General features: G+C 57.9%; 18 protein-coding genes. 16 read left to right on the top strand and 2 right to left on the bottom strand.

The features are described 5' to 3' along the window. Positions 1–110: 110 nt before the first annotated feature. The 14 genes from pdxB to hisP all read left to right on the top strand — a co-directional run bounded on the left by pdxB (position 111) and on the right by hisP (position 14,012). On the top strand, positions 111–1,244 hold the full coding sequence (gene pdxB / locus DXX3274_RS15170) for a 4-phosphoerythronate dehydrogenase PdxB (RefSeq protein WP_042860484.1): 1,134 nt from the start codon (positions 111–113) through the stop codon (positions 1,242–1,244). An 85-nt stretch (positions 1,245–1,329) separates the two neighbouring features. Then, the gene (locus DXX3274_RS15165; protein ID WP_042860483.1) at positions 1,330–2,340 is read left to right on the top strand and encodes an aspartate-semialdehyde dehydrogenase; all 1,011 of its coding nucleotides are present in this window, start codon (positions 1,330–1,332) and stop codon (positions 2,338–2,340) included. Then, complete coding sequence (truA, locus tag DXX3274_RS15160; RefSeq protein ID WP_038919662.1) at positions 2,340–3,170, top strand: tRNA pseudouridine(38-40) synthase TruA; 831 nt, start codon at positions 2,340–2,342, stop codon at positions 3,168–3,170. The genes DXX3274_RS15165 and truA overlap by 1 nt, the downstream gene beginning before the upstream one ends. A 66-nt stretch (positions 3,171–3,236) precedes the next feature. Further along, positions 3,237–3,899 carry a DedA family protein gene (locus DXX3274_RS15155; protein WP_042862153.1) on the top strand — a complete coding sequence of 221 codons (663 nt, stop codon included), beginning with the start codon at positions 3,237–3,239 and terminating at the stop codon, positions 3,897–3,899. Between the two features lie 230 nt (positions 3,900–4,129). Then, positions 4,130–5,041 carry an acetyl-CoA carboxylase, carboxyltransferase subunit beta gene (accD, locus tag DXX3274_RS15150; protein ID WP_038667424.1) on the top strand — a complete coding sequence of 304 codons (912 nt, stop codon included), beginning with the start codon at positions 4,130–4,132 and terminating at the stop codon, positions 5,039–5,041. A gap of 79 nt (positions 5,042–5,120) precedes the next feature. Then, entirely contained in the window at positions 5,121–6,389 is a 1,269-nt protein-coding gene (folC, locus tag DXX3274_RS15145; RefSeq protein WP_042860482.1) for a bifunctional tetrahydrofolate synthase/dihydrofolate synthase, read from the top strand. After that, positions 6,379–7,260 carry a cell division protein DedD gene (dedD, locus tag DXX3274_RS15140; protein WP_042860481.1) on the top strand — a complete coding sequence of 294 codons (882 nt, stop codon included), beginning with the start codon at positions 6,379–6,381 and terminating at the stop codon, positions 7,258–7,260. Before folC ends, dedD begins: the two co-directional genes overlap by 11 nt. Before the next feature lie 556 nt (positions 7,261–7,816). Next, a complete protein-coding gene (gene cvpA / locus DXX3274_RS15135) occupies positions 7,817–8,308 on the top strand; it encodes a colicin V production protein (protein ID WP_024106620.1) in 492 nt (163 codons plus the stop codon). A 30-nt stretch (positions 8,309–8,338) separates the two neighbouring features. Continuing rightward, a complete protein-coding gene (gene purF, locus DXX3274_RS15130; RefSeq protein ID WP_042860480.1) occupies positions 8,339–9,856 on the top strand; it encodes an amidophosphoribosyltransferase in 1,518 nt (505 codons plus the stop codon). Between the two features lie 140 nt (positions 9,857–9,996). After that, positions 9,997–10,566: a UbiX family flavin prenyltransferase gene (locus tag DXX3274_RS15125; RefSeq protein ID WP_038911555.1), complete on the top strand. Its 570-nt coding sequence runs from the start codon at positions 9,997–9,999 to the stop codon at positions 10,564–10,566. A 387-nt stretch (positions 10,567–10,953) separates the two neighbouring features. Further along, positions 10,954–11,733: a lysine/arginine/ornithine ABC transporter substrate-binding protein gene (locus DXX3274_RS15120; RefSeq protein ID WP_042860479.1), complete on the top strand. Its 780-nt coding sequence runs from the start codon at positions 10,954–10,956 to the stop codon at positions 11,731–11,733. 68 nt (positions 11,734–11,801) lie between these two features. Beyond that, entirely contained in the window at positions 11,802–12,491 is a 690-nt protein-coding gene (locus DXX3274_RS15115; RefSeq protein WP_042860478.1) for a histidine ABC transporter permease HisQ, read from the top strand. Further along, complete coding sequence (locus tag DXX3274_RS15110; RefSeq protein ID WP_042860477.1) at positions 12,484–13,200, top strand: ABC transporter permease; 717 nt, start codon at positions 12,484–12,486, stop codon at positions 13,198–13,200. The genes DXX3274_RS15115 and DXX3274_RS15110 overlap by 8 nt, the downstream gene beginning before the upstream one ends. A gap of 38 nt (positions 13,201–13,238) precedes the next feature. Further along, positions 13,239–14,012 carry a histidine ABC transporter ATP-binding protein HisP gene (gene hisP / locus DXX3274_RS15105; protein ID WP_042860476.1) on the top strand — a complete coding sequence of 258 codons (774 nt, stop codon included), beginning with the start codon at positions 13,239–13,241 and terminating at the stop codon, positions 14,010–14,012. Positions 14,013–14,053: 41 nt separating this feature from the next. Here the strand turns inward: hisP and DXX3274_RS15100 are convergent, their stop codons facing one another. Then, on the bottom strand, positions 14,054–14,962 hold the full coding sequence (locus tag DXX3274_RS15100) for a TIGR01777 family oxidoreductase (protein WP_042860475.1): 909 nt from the start codon (positions 14,960–14,962) through the stop codon (positions 14,054–14,056). 272 nt (positions 14,963–15,234) lie between these two features. Further along, positions 15,235–15,864: a GSH-dependent disulfide bond oxidoreductase gene (yfcG, locus tag DXX3274_RS15095; RefSeq protein WP_039691149.1), complete on the bottom strand. Its 630-nt coding sequence runs from the start codon at positions 15,862–15,864 to the stop codon at positions 15,235–15,237. Positions 15,865–16,114: 250 nt separating this feature from the next. On the opposite strand from yfcG, the gene yfcE reads away from it, so the two are divergent. Further along, complete coding sequence (yfcE, locus tag DXX3274_RS15090) at positions 16,115–16,666, top strand: phosphodiesterase (protein ID WP_039691151.1); 552 nt, start codon at positions 16,115–16,117, stop codon at positions 16,664–16,666. A gap of 90 nt (positions 16,667–16,756) precedes the next feature. Then, positions 16,757–17,368 carry an NUDIX hydrolase YfcD gene (gene yfcD, locus DXX3274_RS15085; RefSeq protein ID WP_049853705.1) on the top strand — a complete coding sequence of 204 codons (612 nt, stop codon included), beginning with the start codon at positions 16,757–16,759 and terminating at the stop codon, positions 17,366–17,368. The last annotated feature ends 49 nt before the right edge of the window (positions 17,369–17,417 follow it).

Below are 17,417 nucleotides of genomic sequence, written 5' to 3'. Positions count from 1 at the left end.
AGTGCCGCTCCCGTCGTCAGTGTTACCCTGTGCCGGTTTGTGGCAGAATAATGCCCTTCGTTTCATCGCTGCGGCGCGGGTGTCGTCAGCGGTCTATCAGGAAAGCCAACGTGAAAATCCTAGTTGATGAAAATATGCCTTACGCGCAGACGCTGTTCAGCCGTCTGGGCGAGGTGACGGCGGTGCCGGGGCGGCCGATTCCGACGGATGCTCTGAACGGGGCGGATGCGCTGATGGTGCGTTCGGTCACCAAAGTGAACGCCGACCTGCTGACCGGCAAAGCGGTGAAATTTGTCGGTACGGCGACGGCGGGAACCGATCATGTCGATGAAGCGTTCCTGCGCCAACAGGGAATCGCATTCTCCGCCGCGCCCGGTTGCAATGCGATTGCGGTGGTGGAGTATGTATTTTCCTCGCTGCTGATGCTGGCGGAACGCGATGGCTTCAATCTGACGGATCGTACCGTCGGCATTATCGGGGTGGGCAACGTGGGCTCCCGTCTCAATGACCGGCTTACGGCGCTGGGCGTCCGCACGCTGCTGTGCGACCCGCCGCGGGCGGATCGCGGCGACAACGGGCCGTTCCTGTCGCTGGACGAGGTGGTGGCGCAGGCCGACGTGCTGACCTTTCACACGCCTTTGCTGAAAGACGGCCCTTACGCCACCTGGCACAACGTGGATGCCGCGCTGCTGGCGCGTCTGAAAGACGGCGTCATTCTGATCAACGCCTGCCGTGGTCCGGTGGTGGATAACGCCGCCTTGCTGGCGGCGTTGCAAAGCGGCAAAAACATCAGCGTGGTGCTGGACGTGTGGGAGCCGGAGCCGGAATTGTCCATCGAACTGCTTGAGCGGGTCGACATCGGCACCGCGCATATCGCCGGTTATACACTGGAAGGCAAAGCGCGCGGCACCACCCAGGTCTTCGAAGCCTGGAGCCATTTTATCGGTCAGCCGCAACAGGTCGCCTTGTCGTCGCTGCTGCCGACGCCGGAACTGTCCGAGGTCACCCTGACCGTGCCGCTGGATGAGCGTCAGCTCAAACGGTTGGTGCATCTGGTGTATGATGTGCGCCGTGATGACGCCCTGCTGCGCCAGGTGGCGCACGTGCCCGGCGAATTTGACCGGCTGCGCAAGTTCTATCAGGAGCGGCGCGAGTGGTCATCGCTGCATGTCGTCTGCGCCGATCGGGAGAGTGCAGACCGGCTGAACCGGCTGGGTTTCACCGCGTCGGTCAACGATCACTAATTTCCTGTATCAAAATCAGATTAATCCGGGCGGTGCGATCATCGTCCGGTGTGTTTTATTCATTATTGTTGGGGAGAACGATCACATGTCCAATGGCTGGAATATCGCGCTGCTGGGCGCGACCGGCGCCGTCGGCACCGCTTTGCTGGAGCTGTTGCAGGAACGTGAGTTTCCCGTGGGTGAGCTCTATGCGCTGGCGAGTGAAAACAGCGTCGGCGAGAGCCTGCGTTTTAGCGGCCGTTCGCTGCGGGTGGAAGACGCCGCGGATTTCGACTGGTCGCAGGTACAACTGGCTTTTTTCGTCGCCGGTATGGAAGCCAGCGCCCGCTATGCCGACGCGGCGGGCAACGCCGGCTGTCTGGTGATTGACAGCAGCGGCCTGTTCGCGCTGGAGCCGGACGTGCCGCTGGTGGTGCCGGGCGTCAACCCGCACGTGCTGGCGGATTACCGCAACCGCAATCTCGTGGCGGTGGCGGACAGCCTGACCAGCCAGTTGCTCACTGCGATCAAACCGCTGACGGAGCAGGCCGGGCTGTCGCGTCTGCATGTGACCAATTTGCTGTCGGTATCGGCTCACGGTAAGGCGGCGGTAGATGATTTGGCCGGCCAGAGCGCTCGTCTGCTCAACGGTATTCCGGCCGAGCCGGGTTTGTTCCCGAAACAGCTGGCGTTCAACCTGTTGCCGCTGCTGGCGGATAGCGAAGGCAGCGTGCGTGAAGAGCGTCGGCTGGTGGAGCAGGTGCGTAAGGTATTGCAGGACGACGGCCTGCCGATTTCGGTCAGTTGCGTACAGTCGCCGGTGTTTTATGGTCATGCGCAGGTGGTGCATCTGGAAGTGCTGCGCCCGCTGTCTGCCGATGAAGCGCGCGATGTACTGGCGCAGGCGGGCGATGTGGCGCTGAGCGAGGAAGACGACTATCCGACGCAGGTGGAAGACGCTTCCGGCAATGTACACCTGAATATTGGCTGCCTGCGCAACGATTACGGCATTCCCGAACTGTTGCAGTTCTGGTCGGTGGCCGACAATATCCGTTTCGGCGGCGCGCTGATGGCGGTGGAAACCGCCGAGCGGCTGATTGAGGAGTACCTGGGGTAATGACGGCGTTGCAGCACGCGGATGACGAGGCGCCGCTGAAAATCGCCCTGGGGATCGAGTATGACGGCAGTCGTTATTACGGCTGGCAGCGTCAGGCCGAGGTTGACAGCGTTCAGGGTTGCCTGGAGGCGGCGTTGTCTCAGGTGGCGAACGAGCGAATCGACGTATTTTGCGCCGGCCGCACCGACGCCGGGGTACACGCTACCGGGCAGGTGGTGCATTTCACCACCCGGTCGGTGCGTAAGGACGCCGCCTGGACTATGGGCGTCAACGCCAACCTGCCGCCGGATATCGCGGTGCGTTGGGTGAAAACGGTGGATGACGCGTTTCATGCCCGGTTCAGCGCCACCGCTCGTCGTTATCGCTACGTGATTTATAACCGGCGCTTCCGGCCGGCGATCCTGTCGCGGGGCGTGACGCATTACTACCTGCCGCTGGATGCCGAGCGTATGCACCGCGCCGGTCAGTGCCTGCTGGGCGAGAACGATTTTACCTCGTTCCGGGCGGTGCAGTGCCAGTCGCGCACGCCCTGGCGTAACCTGATGCACCTGCGGGTGGTGCGCCAGGGAGACTATGTGGTGGTGGATATCAAGGCCAACGCGTTTGTGCATCACATGGTGCGTAACATTGTGGGTAGCCTGATGGAGATCGGGTGCGGCAACCAGCCGGAAAACTGGATGGCCGAACTGCTGGCGGCAAAGGATCGAACGCTGGCCGCCGCGACGGCGAAAGCCGATGGACTGTATCTGGTTTCGGTGGATTATCCGCAGGATTTCGGTATTCCATGCGCGTCGATGGGGCCGCTATTTCTGCCGGATGAGGCGATTTAAGGGTAACTGGCGCGCCGTCAACGAACGGCGAAGTCGGCATTTGAACTGAATAAGGACGCGATTATGCTGGATTTTGTACGGTTTATCATTGATTTCATCCTGCACATTGATGTGCATCTGGCCGGGTTGGTGGCGCAGTATGGCGTGTGGATCTACGCGATTCTGTTCCTGATTCTGTTTTGTGAAACCGGCCTGGTGGTCACGCCGTTCCTGCCTGGCGATTCGCTGCTGTTTGTGGCGGGCGCGCTGGCCGCGTTGCCGACCAATGACCTGAACGTTCATCTGATGGTTACGCTGATGGTGGTGGCCGCCGTGCTGGGCGATGCGGTGAATTACACTATCGGCCGGCTGTTCGGCGAGAAATTGTTCCGCAATCCCAACTCGCGTATTTTCCGACGCAGCTATCTGGATCGCACCCATGCGTTCTATGCACGCCACGGCGGCAAGACAATAATTCTGGCGCGCTTTGTGCCGATTGTGAGAACATTTGCGCCCTTTGTCGCCGGGATGGGGCACATGCGTTACCGCGAGTTCGCCCTGTTCAACGTGACCGGGGCGCTGCTGTGGGTGCTGTTGTTCACCTATGCCGGTTACCTGTTCGGCGATCTGCCGGTGGTGCAGGAGAACCTGAAGTTATTGATCGTGGCGATCATCTTCATCTCCATTCTGCCGGGGTTGATCGAGTTCTGGCGGCATAAGCGCGCCCTGACGCGGCAAAATATGAAATAAGTGGAAAATTATTTTAACATCCGGTTTGACCAGTTTTTTATCCACACGTCCGGATCGTTATGGTTTAATGAGCAGCATTTACGGCTGTGTTTGCATAAACAAGCCTGAATGCCAATGTCTTATCCCGGCGTATCCGGGATGCGATATCGCTTTATCGGCGGCGTTGCCAGGGATGGGGTAACGTGTAGCAGCGTACTGGCTGGTGCCAGGTTCAAGCAGAAAGGTTATCAATGAGCTGGATTGAACGAATTCTTAATAAAAGTAATGTCACGCCAACCCGCAAGGCGAATATTCCTGAAGGGGTGTGGACTAAATGTGACAGTTGCGGTCAGGTGCTTTACCGCGCCGAGCTGGAACGCAACCTGGAAGTGTGTCCGAAATGTGATCACCACATGCGGTTGTCCGCCCGGGCTCGTCTCCATGCGTTTCTGGACAAAGAAGGCATGGTGGAACTGGGCAGCGAGCTGGAGCCTAAAGATGTCCTGAAATTCAGAGACTCCAAAAAATACAAGGACCGTATCGTCTCGGCGCAGAAGCAGTCTGACGAAAAAGACGCCCTGGTGGTGATGAAGGGCACGCTGTACGACATGCCGGTGGTCGCGGCTTCGTTCGAGTTCTCCTTCATGGGCGGTTCTATGGCTTCCGTCGTCGGCGCGCGGTTTGTCCGTGCCGTTGAGCAGGCGCTGGAAGACAACTGCCCGCTGGTTTGCTTCTCCGCCAGCGGCGGCGCCCGTATGCAGGAAGCGCTGATGTCGCTGATGCAGATGGCGAAAACCAGCGCGGCGTTGGCGAAGATGCGCGAACGCGGCCTGCCGTACATTTCGGTGCTGACCGACCCGACGATGGGCGGCGTGTCCGCTAGTCTGGCGATGCTGGGCGATCTGAACATCGCCGAGCCGAAAGCGTTGATCGGTTTTGCCGGCCCGCGCGTTATTGAGCAGACGGTGCGTGAAAAGCTGCCGCCGGGCTTCCAGCGCAGTGAATTCCTGCTGGAAAAAGGCGCCATCGATATGATCGTCCGTCGTGCGGATATGCGCTACAAACTGGCGAGCATCCTGTCCCGGTTGACGAATCGCCCGGAGCCGCAGGAATCCGCCGTGGCGCGGCCGTCCGCCTCGCCTGAATCACAGAGTGAAGCCTAATCAATGATGTACCGGGAGCAGGGCGGCGTCGTTGCCGTGTTCCCGGCAGCAATCAACCGTAAGTCAGTGAACGGGACTCATGGATAATCTTCAGACACCTCAAGCCACGTCGCCTCTGGCCACGTGGCTTCACTATCTTGAACATCTACACTTCCAGACCATCGACCTCGGTCTGGAGCGCATCCAACTGGCGGCGGAGCGCCTGCATCTGCTGCAACCAGCCCCCCGCGTGTTTACCGTAGCCGGCACCAACGGCAAAGGCACCACGTGCTGCACGCTGGAATCCATTTTGAGCGCCGCCGGGCTACGGGTTGGCGTGTACAGTTCACCACACCTGCTGCGTTATACCGAACGAGTGCGTATCCAGGGCCGCGAATTGCCGGAGTCCCGGCACGCCGAGGCATTTGCCGCGATCGAGGCCGGTCGCAACGGCACTTCGCTGACCTATTTTGAATTCGGCACGCTGGCGGCGCTGTGGTTATTCAAGCAGGCGCAACTGGATGTGGTGATTCTGGAAGTCGGGCTGGGCGGTCGTCTGGATGCCACCAATATCGTGGATGCCGATGTCGCGGTCGTTACCAGCATCGCGCTGGATCACACCGACTGGCTGGGTAACGACCGGGAAAGCATCGGCCGTGAAAAGGCGGGCATTTTCCGCGGGAACCGGCCGGCTGTGGTGGGTGAACCGGATATGCCGGCATCGATTGCCGCCGTAGCGCAGGAAAAAGACGCGCAGCTGTTCCGGCGAGGCTCTGACTGGCAGTTTTCACTGCAGGACGGCGGCTGGCGCTGGCAGAGCGGCGATGTTCATTATGATGGATTACCCATTCCAACCGTGCCGCTGGCGAATGCGGCGACCGCCCTGGCGGCGTTGCAAGCCTCCGACATTGTTTTGACTGTCGATGCCATCCGTCAGGGGCTGCGTCAGGCGCAATTGCCGGGACGTTTCCAGATTGTGAGCGAAAAGCCGTTGTTGATTCTGGATGTCGCGCATAATCCTCATGCTGCGGCCTACCTGGCCGCGCGACTGGCTGATTTACCGCGCGCCGGCCGGGTTCGGGCGGTGATCGGCATGCTGGCGGATAAAGACATCCCCGGTACGCTGGCGCATCTTAAGCCGCAGGTGGATGTGTGGTATTGCGCTCCGCTGGAGGGGCCGCGCGGCGCCGACGCCGAACTGCTGGCGACACATCTGGAGAGCTGTACGTCATTCCCGGATGTGGCGACGGCCTGGCGGCAGGCAATGCAGGACGCCGGCGAAGATGATGTAGTGATTGTTTGTGGTTCTTTCCATACTGTCGCGCATGTGATGGAAGCGCTGGACGGGAGCGGAACGCATGGCGAGTAAATTTCAGAATCGCCTGGTAGGAACTGTTGTGCTGGTAGCGCTGGGGGTGATCGTGCTCCCCGGCCTGCTGGATGGTAAGAAAAAGCATTATGAAGATGATTTCGCCGCTATCCCGTTGGTTCCCAAACCGGGCGATACGCTGGAAGCGGAGTCGATGCCGCCGATAAATCAGTCTCTGCCGGCCCAGCCGCCTGAAGGGGCCGAGGCGGCGATGCAGAGTAAGAATGAGTCTGCCGCGGAGGCGGCCGAAGAGCCGGATTCCGCGCAATCCTCCGCCCGTCATGGCGCGTCTCAGCCGTCGTCTTCCCGTCCGGCCGCAACGCCGGCGCCGGTGGTGACGGAACCACGCCCGCCGGTACAGCAAGTGGCGCCGCCAGCGATGAAGGCGCAGCCGGCGAAGCCTGAAACCAAAAAACCGGAGACCAAACCGGAAAGCCGGCCGAAGCCCGAGGCGAAAGCGGCGGAGAGCAAGACGGCTGAAAGTAAGCTGGCCGAAAGTAAGCTGGCCGAAAGTAAGAAGGTCGAAAGCAAGCCGGCCGAAAAACCGGCCGACACCCGCGCGGCGGAAGCCAAAACGGAAAACAAGGCGCCGGAAAGCAAGCCGACGCCTCAGGAGCAGGCGCCAGCCGGTCAGGCCTTTGTGGTGCAGTTGGGCGCGCTGAAGAATGCCGATAAGGTCAATGAGATTGTCGCCAAACTGCGTCTGTCCGGCTATCGGGCCTATACCGTGCCGTCGGCGCCGGTGGCGGGGCAGATTACCCGTATCTACGTCGGGCCGGATGCTTCGAAGCAGAAACTGCAGTCGGCGCTGGGCGAGTTGCAACAGCTTAGCGGGCTGAGCGGGCAAGTCCGGTCGTACAGCGCGCGCTAAGGCGGCTAATCAGCCTATACCCAAAATAATTCGAGTTGCAGGACAACACGTTCACGTGTTGAACAACGCAATGCGTTGGCCCTTTAGGGCAAGGCTCATAAGAGCCTTGTAACGCGGCAACCGAGTGAATCCCCAGGAGCTTACATCAGTAAGTGACTGGGGTGAGCGACAACGCTGCCGGGAGCAGAGTTGAACGCTGCTGGCAGCGGCCCCGCAGGGGCGAGGCCCAGGGATGGGCCGAGTAACGCAGCCAACGCATCGGCAACTTGAAGTATGACGGGGATATACAAGCAGGGGTAGGGGAGCGAGGCGACCTTGCCCCTTTATTTTGTGTGCGGAGTACTGAAATTTTGTGGCGGAGCACTGAACCGCTATCGGCGGCGCGCGACGGACTGGGGCGCTATCCGCATGGCGGCGAGAGGTTTTTTTTATTTCTTCGCCTATCGAAAAAATCGGCGGGAAATACGCTACGCAAACGTTTTCTTTTTCTGTTAGAATGCGCCGCGAACAGGATGACCGGCGCTGCGATTGTCATCGTTCATTATTAGGATAGTTCATGGTTTGGGTTGATTACGTCATTATCGGTATTATCGGATTCTCGGCTCTGGTCAGTCTCATCCGGGGGTTTGTACGTGAAGCGCTGTCACTGGTGACCTGGGGGGCGGCGTTCTTTATCGCCAGCCACTACTATGCCTATCTCGCGGTCTATTTCACGCGGTTTAATGATGAACTGGTGCGCAACGGTATCGCCATTGCCATTCTGTTTATTGCGACGTTGATTGTGGGCGCTATCGTTAATTATGTGATCGGTTCGCTGGTTGAACGCACCGGACTGTCAGGCACTGACCGGGTACTGGGCATTTGCTTCGGTGCATTACGCGGTGTGTTGATCGTCTCCGCGCTGCTGTTCTTTCTGGATACCTTCACCGGTTTTTCACAGAGTGCCGACTGGAAGCAGTCCCATTTAATCCCGCAGTTCAGTTATATCATCAGGTGGTTTTTTGACTACCTGCAAAGCACGTCGAGTTTCTTGCCGCGGCACATCTAGCCGCGGTAGCGCTGATGAGGAAAAGACCACATGTGCGGTATTGTCGGTATCGCCGGTTTTACACCGGTCAACCAGTCGATTTATGACGCGTTAACGGTGTTACAGCACCGTGGGCAGGATGCCGCGGGCATCGTCACCATTAATGATGCCAACTACTTTCGCCTGCGCAAAGCCAATGGCCTGGTGAAAGATGTGTTTGAAGCCCGGCACATGCAACGGTTGCAGGGCAACATGGGGATCGGCCACGTGCGCTATCCCACCGCAGGCAGCTCCAGTGCCTCAGAGGCCCAGCCGTTTTACGTCAATTCCCCGTTCGGGATTACGCTGGCCCACAACGGTAACCTGACCAACGCCCATGAACTGCGTAAAAAGCTGTTTGAAGAAGGGCGCCGTCACGTCAATACCACCTCGGATTCTGAAATCCTGCTGAACGTGTTTGCCAAAGAGCTGGATCGTTTCCAGCACTATCCGCTGGAAGCGGACAACATTTTTGCCGCCGTGGCGGCGGTGCATCAGCAGATTCGCGGCGCTTATGCCTGCATCGGCATGATCATCGGTCACGGGATGGTGGCTTTCCGCGATCCGAACGGCATTCGTCCGTTGGTTATCGGCAAGCGCGAACTGCAGGATGGGCGCAACGAGTACATAGTGGCGTCGGAAAGCGTGGCGCTGGACACGTTGGGCTTTGAGTTTTTGCGCGATGTGGCGCCGGGCGAAGCGGTATACATTACCGAGAACGGCCAGCTGTTCACCCGTCAATGCGCGGAAAACCCGAAAAGCCACCCGTGTCTGTTCGAATATGTCTATTTCGCCCGTCCCGATTCCTTTATCGACAAGATTTCGGTCTACAGCGCCCGCGTGCGTATGGGCCAGAAGCTGGGCGAAAAGATTGCCCGCCAGTGGGAAGAGCTGGATATCGACGTGGTGATTCCGATTCCGGAAACGTCCTGCGATATCGCGCTGGAAATCGCCCGCATCATCAACAAGCCGTACCGTCAGGGCTTTGTGAAGAACCGCTACGTCGGCCGTACCTTTATCATGCCGGGCCAGCAAACCCGCATTAAATCGGTACGTCGCAAGCTGAACGCCAACCGGGCGGAATTCCGCGGCAAGAATGTGTTGCTGGTGGATGACTCCATCGTGCGCGGTACCACCTCTCAGCAGATCGTGGAGATGGCGCGTGAAGCCGGCGCGCGTCGGGTTTATCTGGCCTCCGCGGCGCCGGAGATCCGTTTCCCGAATGTGTACGGCATTGATATGCCGAGCGTCAACGAACTGATCGCTCACGGTCGTGAAGTGGAAGAGATTCGTAAGATCATCGGCGCCGATGCGCTGATTTTCCAGGATCTGGATGACCTGATCGAAGCGGTGCGTGAAGACAACCCGGAAATCGTTCAGTTTGAATGCTCGGTGTTCAACGGCGTCTATGTTACCAAAGACGTGGATCAGGACTATCTGGACTATCTGGAAGCACTGCGTAACGACGACGCCAAGGCGATGCGCAGCCAGAATGAAGTCGAAGATTTGGAACTGCACAACGAAGGGTGATGACCGATCGCTAATCGTGGTTAAAAAGGGAGCGCAGGCTCCCTTTTTTGTCGCTGTTATTCTTGCCAATCCTCTGGTGATGCGGCAAAGTCAGCGCACATGTTTTGCCGTCTCTGTTGCGGTGGGTCTGAGAGGTGAGAATGAAGCGACTGATTGTCGGTATTTCCGGCGCCAGCGGCGTGATATATGGGGTGCGGTTGTTGCAGGTGTTGCAGCCGGTCGCCGGGATTGAAACTCACCTGGTGATGAGTCCGGCGGCCCGACAAACACTGTCGCTGGAAACCGACCTGACCGTGCGCGATGTACAGTCGCTGGCCGATGTGGTGCACGATTCCCGCGATATTGCCGCCAGCATTTCGTCGGGATCGTTCAAAACGGCAGGTATGGCGATTCTTCCCTGTTCCATCAAGACGTTATCCGGCATTACCCATAGCTATACCGACAGCCTGCTGACCCGCGCAGCGGACGTGGTGCTGAAAGAGCGTCGCCCGTTGGTGCTGTGCGTGCGGGAAACGCCGCTCCACCTCGGTCATCTGCGCCTGATGAATGCCGCCGCTGAAATGGGTGCGGTGATCATGCCGCCGGTGCCCGCGTTTTATCACCGCCCACAAACTGTGCAGGATATCGTCGATCAGACCGTCAATCGGGTGATTGATCAGTTTGACATTGCGCTGCCCCAGGATCTGTTTACGCGCTGGCAGGGTGCGTAACCGCCTCATTTGCAATAATAAGCCATATCATCGCGTCACCGGGCCGCCCGGTGCCGGTGTGGCGTTTTGCACTTTTTTGTGGCGTGATGTTTTTTGTGGTGCATCGATATGCACTAATATCGTGCATTCAATGCGAGTCACCAGCGTCCTGTTCGTTATCCCGATAGCATGAGTTGACATAATTCATTGATTATATTGATGCGGCTATCATGATCACCACGCCTGATTTTATGCAGAATTGCATATTCTTTATGGCATAAAATTTGCTATGTTTTGACAAACAATGTGTGGATTAACGCACACGGCAAACGCATTCATCACAACAATTTCGCGGTCAGATTTCACGAATCACTTAGGCATACACAATCATAAAATAAGGGTAACGCAATGAAAAAAATGTTGAAACTTTTGCCCCTTGCGCTGGTATTCGCAGCAGGCAGTGCCCTCGCCGAGGTTCCGAAAAATATCAAGATTGGCACCGACCCCACTTATGCGCCGTTTGAATCCAAGGACGCCAGTGGTCAACTGGTCGGGTTTGATATCGATCTGGCAAAAGAATTGTGCAAACGCATTCAGGCAAACTGCACTTTCGTCGAGAGTGATTTCGACGCGCTGATCCCGTCGTTGAAAGCGAAAAAGATCGACGCCATTATTTCCTCCCTGTCCATCACCGAGAAACGCCAGCAGGAAATCGCCTTTACGGACAAACTGTACGCGGCCAATGCCCGTCTGATCGCCAAAAAAGGCTCGCCGATTCTGCCGACGCTGGAGGCGCTGAAAGGTAAGCGTGTCGGCGTGTTGCAGGCATCCACGCAGGAATCTTACGCCAACCAGTACTGGCAGCCGAAAGGCGTTGATGTTGTCGCCTACCAGAATCAGGATCTGATCTATGCTGATCTGACCGCCGGCCGTATCGACGCCGCGTTCCAGGATGAAGTGGCGGGCAGCGAAGGCTTCCTGAAACAGGCCGCAGGCAAAGAGTATGTGTTTGCCGGCCCGGCGGTGAAAGACGACAAACTGTTCGGCGTGGGTACCGGCATGGGGCTGCGCAAGAACGAAACCGAACTGAAAGCCGCGTTGGATAAAGCCTTTGCGACCATGCGCAAAGACGGTACCTACGACAAGCTGGCCAAGAAGTACTTTGACTTCGACGTCTACGGCGAATAAGCCTTCCTGATTAACCTCTGCCTGCTCCGAGCAGGCAGATGTGTGCCTTTTCTGAGCGGATTGATGTAATGCTTTATGGCTATTCCGAATTAATCATGGATGGCGCGAGCATGACGCTGCAACTGGCGTTGTGTTCGCTGGTGCTGGCGCTGCTGATCGGCCTGGTGGGGGCGGCGGCGAAGCTGTCGTCCAGCCGATTGTTGTCCGGCTGTTTTTCCGGTTACACCACCCTGATTCGCGGCGTACCGGATCTGGTCCTGATGCTGCTGATTTTTTATGGTCTGCAGATGGCGCTCAACAGCCTTACCGAGGCGCTTGGCCTGGATCAGATCGATATCGACCCGCTGGCGGCGGGGATTATTACGCTGGGATTTATTTACGGCGCCTATTTCACCGAAACCTTCCGCGGCGCTTATCTGGCGGTGCCTCGCGGCCAGATTGAGGCGGCGGTGGCGTTTGGCTTTACGCCGATGAAAGTCTTTCGCCGCATCATGTTTCCATCGATGATGCGCTTTGCGCTGCCGGGAATCGGCAACAACTGGCAGGTGATTCTCAAAGCGACCGCGCTGGTGTCGCTGCTGGGGTTGAGCGACGTGATAAAAGCGACCCAACTGGCCGGAAAGGGAACCCATCATCCGTTCTTTTTCGCCATTGTGGCCGGCGTGCTGTATCTGATTTTTACCACCCTGTCCAATGGGGTGCTGTGGTGGCTGGAAAAACGCTACTCGCAGGGAGTCCGGAAAGTAAATTATGAGTGAGATTCTGCAACAATACTGGCAGGCCCTGCTGTGGAGTGACGGCTATCGCCTCACCGGGCTGGCGATGACGCTGTGGCTGCTGATTGTGTCGGTGACTATCGGCGGGTTGACGGCGGTTCCGCTGGCGGTAGCCCGCGTTTCGCCCCGTCGCCGCTACTGGTTGCCGGTATGGGCCTTTACCTATGTGTTTCGCGGCACGCCGCTGTATGTGCAACTGCTGGTGTTCTACTCCGGCGTGTACAGCCTGGAAATCGTGCGCGGCACCGATCTGCTGAATGCGTTTTTCCGCAGCGGCCTGAATTGCGCCATTCTGGCGCTGGCGCTCAATACCTGCGCCTATACCACCGAAATCTTCGCCGGCGCCATTCGTTCGGTGCCGCATGGCGAAATCGAAGCCGCCCGCGCCTATGGCTTTTCGCGTTTCAAACAGTACCGCTGCATTATTCTGCCGGGCGCGCTGCGCATCGCGCTGCCCGCCTACAGCAACGAAGTCATCCTGATGCTGCATTCCACCGCGCTGGCTTTTACCGTGACCGTGCCGGATTTGCTGAAAGTGGCGCGCGACATCAACGCCGCTACCTACAAGCCGTTTTACGCGTTCGGCATCGCAGGCGTGATGTATCTGGCGGTATCGTTCGTGCTGATCTCGTTGTTCAGAAAGGCTGAGCGCCGCTGGTTACGGCATCTTCATACCCGTTCATCCCATTAACCGTTCATTCCATTAAATAGTGCAGGAACAGACAAAGCATGCAGAATAATAAGCTGATGGTGACGGAATTACGTAAGCGTTATGGTCAGCATGAGGTGCTGAAAGGCATTTCATTACAGGCTAAAGCCGGGGACGTTATTTCCATTATCGGTTCATCGGGGTCGGGTAAAAGCACCTTGTTGCGCTGTATTAACTTTTTGGAAAAACCCTGTGAAGGGTCGATCCATGTGAATGGTCAGGAAATTCACATGGTGCGGGACCAGGACGGGCAGCTCAAGGTATTCGACAAGAAACAACTACAGCTGCTGCGTACCCGGTTGACTATGGTATTCCAGCATTTCAACCTGTGGAGCTTCATGACCGCGCTGGAAAACGTGATGGAAGCGCCAGTGCAGGTGTTGGGACTGAGCAAGGCGGAAGCCCGCAAACGGGCCGAGTTCTACCTGAACAAGGTGGGGATCACCGGCGCATCACAGGAGAAATACCCGTCCGATTTGTCCGGCGGCCAGCAGCAGCGTGTGTCCATCGCCCGCGCGCTGGCGATGGAGCCGGATGTGCTGCTGTTTGACGAGCCCACGTCAGCGCTGGATCCGGAACTGGTGGGCGAAGTGCTGCGCATCATGCAGCAACTGGCGGAAGAGGGCAAAACCATGGTGGTGGTGACCCACGAAATGGAGTTCGCCCGGCATGTCTCCAGCCATGTGATTTTCCTGCATCAGGGGCTGGTGGAGGAAGAAGGGCCGCCGGAGGCGGTGTTCGGCAACCCGCAAAGCCCGCGTTTGCAGCAGTTCCTGTCCGGTGCGCTGAAGTAACGTTCCGTACCGTCACGTCGTCCCCGCACCGGTTGACCCGGTCAGCCTGCGCGGGGATGCAGCAAATCGTTCAGTGCCTCTTCCAGCTCAAAGAAGCGAAAACCGAAACCGGCTTTCTCCAGCCGCTGCGGAATAGCCCGCTGTCCGCCCAGCAGCAACGTCGCCGCTTCACCCATCAGTATCCTGAGCGCCCAGCCGGGCGTGCGCACAAAGCCGGGGCGATCCAGCGCGCTCGCCAGCATGGCGGAAAATTTCTCGTTACGTACCGGATAGGGCGACACCATGTTGAACGGGCCGCTCAGGATCGGATTATCCAGCAGGTACAAAATAGCGTTGGTCATATCGTCGATATGGATCCACGGCAGGTATTGCTTGCCGGAGCCGATCGGGCCGCCTAATCCCAGCCGGAAAAGCGGCAGCATTTTTGCCAGCGCGCCGCCTTCGGCAGACAGCACCACGCCGGTGCGTAATAGGCTAACGCGGGTTTGGTCGCTTTCCGCTTCCTGCGCTAGCGCTTCCCAGCGCGTGCAGAGTTCATGAGGGAAGTCGTCGTGAGGCGGTTCATCTTCGGTCACCAGCGCTTGCCCCTGATCGCCGTAATAGCCGACGGCCGAGCCGGACAGAAACACGGAAGGCGGCGTTTGGCTATGGCGAATCAGCTGCGTCAACTGGCGGGTGATATCCCAGCGGCTCTGACACAGCCGCGCTTTTTGGGCTTTGGTCCAGCGTTTGTCGGCGATCGGCTCGCCCGCCAGATTGATGACGCCGTCAAAACCGTCCAGCGAGGTCTGATTCTCCAGTCCGCGCCAGTAATCAACCTGAGCGCCCCACAGCCGTCGCGCGCGTTCTGGAGAGCGGGTCACTACGGTTACCTGATGTGACAGGGACAGCAAACGCGTAATCAGATGACGTCCAATAAGGCCGGTTCCCCCGGTGATCAATAGCTTCATAGCTGGCCTCGCTTTGTATATCAGGTTATTCCCTTCCGCCGGGCAGTCGTGCTACGCCCGCTGGAACACCGTCTCTCCATCTCGGTTTCAGCATAGATGATTCGTTTTCGCCTGCCGGTGATATTAACCACATCTCAGGGAACTTTTATCAGCGGAACAAGCACTTTTCAAACCAACAGCGTAGCGTGACAGGATGACGGAAAATAGTTTGATGGCAGCAAATTATTGAGGGGAAATTACGCCCGGGAAACCGGGCGTGGCGGCTAGCCCGATCAGGCTTTCGTCGCGAGTTGGTAAGCGCGCTGCGTGGCCGGGCGTTCACGGATGCGCTCAAACCAGCTTTTCACCGCCGGGAAGGCATCAATGTCGATGCGCTGGCGGTCATGAGACACCACCCAGGGGTACGTGGCGATGTCGGCAATACTGTATTCATCGCCCGCCAGCCAGGCGTGGTGGCGCAGCTGCGTGTTCAGCACGCCGTACAGACGCTCTGTTTCTTTCTGATAGCGATCGATGGCGTAAGGCACCGGCTGAGGCGCGTAGTGGTTGAAATGGTGGTTTTGCCCCAGCATCGGCCCGAAACCGGCCACCTGCCAGAACAGCCATTGCAGCGTGGTGGCGCGTTCCCGTACGTCGGTGCTCAAGAACTGGCCGGTTTTCTCGGCCAGATAGAGCAGAATGGCTCCGGATTCGAACAGGCTGATCGGCTCGCCCCGATCGGCAGGTTGCTGATCCACGATGGCGGGAATTTTGTTGTTGGGGGAAATTGCCAGAAATTCGGGTTTGAACTGTTCGCCAGCGCCGATATCCACGTGGTGCAGTTGATAAGGTAACTGTGCTTCTTCCAGGAACAGGGTGATTTTGTGACCGTTCGGGGTAGGGGCGTAGTACACGTCAATCATGACTCATCTCTCCATAGGGGAGTCATCAGCCAGAAACTGAGGACTCTGAAAAACAGTTGGCAGGCAAAAGCCTAGCACTTTCCCGCCTGAAACATAAATAATCGTTATAGCTATCCTTTCCCTTTCGCTCCGGGAGCCGAGCGGCGTGTATCTGTGCGGAAAAGCAATAAGCCGATAATTTTGACCAGTGATGACATGGGTTTTTGGTACTATAGCGGGACCCAATCTTCTCACGCATCGGGATAGAATTATGAAACTGATGTTTGCGTCTGACCTGCATGGCTCGCTGTCTGCCACCGAAACCCTGTTGACCCGTTTTGAACAGAGCGGCGCCGACTGGCTGATCCTGCTGGGCGATTTTCTCAACCACGGCCCCCGCAATCCGTTGCCGGATCGTTACCAGCCGGCGGATGTGGCGAACCTGCTGAACCGCTACGCTTCACAGATTATGGCGGTACGGGGTAACTGCGACAGCGAAGTTGACCAGATGCTGTTGCAGTTTCCGATCACCGCGCCCTGGCAACAGGTGCTGCTGCCTGACCATCGCTTATTTGTGACTCACGGGCACCTTTATCACCCGGAAAAACGGCCGCCGCTGCACGCCGGCGACGTACTGGTGTTTGGTCATACCCATATCCCGGTGGCCGAGCGACGTGACGATATTTACTGTTTCAATCCCGGCTCTGTCAGCCTGCCCAAAGGCGGTTATCCCGCCAGTTACGGCCTGCTGGATAACGGCGTGTTGCAGGTTGTGCCATTGCAGGGTGGGGAGGCTATTGCACAGGTTGCGATTAGCCACTAACTTAGACGCTACTCTCACATCACATCAATAATTCCAATATTTTTAAAAACTGATGCGCGTGACCGCGCCACGACGAAAGGGTTTCAGAGGATGGTGGAACAAACACAGACGGCAGGCACGGAGTGGGTCGACATCGTTGATGAAAACAACGAGGTTATCGCCCAGTCGAGTCGCCAGCAGATGCGCGCTCAGCACCTGCGGCACCGTGCTACCTACATTGTTGTACATGATGGCATGGGCAAGATTCTGGTCCAGCGCCGCACCGAAACCAAAGATTTTTACCCCGGCTGGCTGGATGCAACCGCAGGTGGCGTGGTGCAAAGCGGTGAAAACCTGCTGGAATCGGCGCGCCGTGAAGCGGAAGAGGAGCTGGGAATCGCCGGCGTGCCGTTTGCCGAGCACGGTCTGTTTTACTATGAAAGCGATGACTGCCGGGTATGGGGCGCGCTGTTCAGCTGCGTAATGCACGGCCCGTTCGCCCTGCAGGCGGAAGAAATTGACGAAGTCAGCTGGCTGACGCCGGAGGAGATTACGGCGCGCTGCGATGAGTTCACCCCGGATTCACTCAAGGCGTTGTCGTTATGGCTAAGCCGCAACAGCGGCAGCAACGACTACGTCAAACCGCAACGTGTTTCGTCACGCGCCCAGAACGATGATTCGGCCGGAACGGAAGATCGCGACGCGGTGGAAGAAGAACATTGAGTTAGGTTGTTCCGAAGGGCACCTATAAAAAAACGCCAGTATTTGCTGG

It is taken from the genome of Dickeya sp. NCPPB 3274 (genome assembly GCF_000406205.1).
GTDB classification, from domain to species: domain Bacteria; phylum Pseudomonadota; class Gammaproteobacteria; order Enterobacterales; family Enterobacteriaceae; genus Dickeya; species Dickeya fangzhongdai.
The sequence above is the reverse complement of the archived record's forward strand: the minus strand, read 5'-3'. Positions and strand labels throughout refer to the sequence as shown.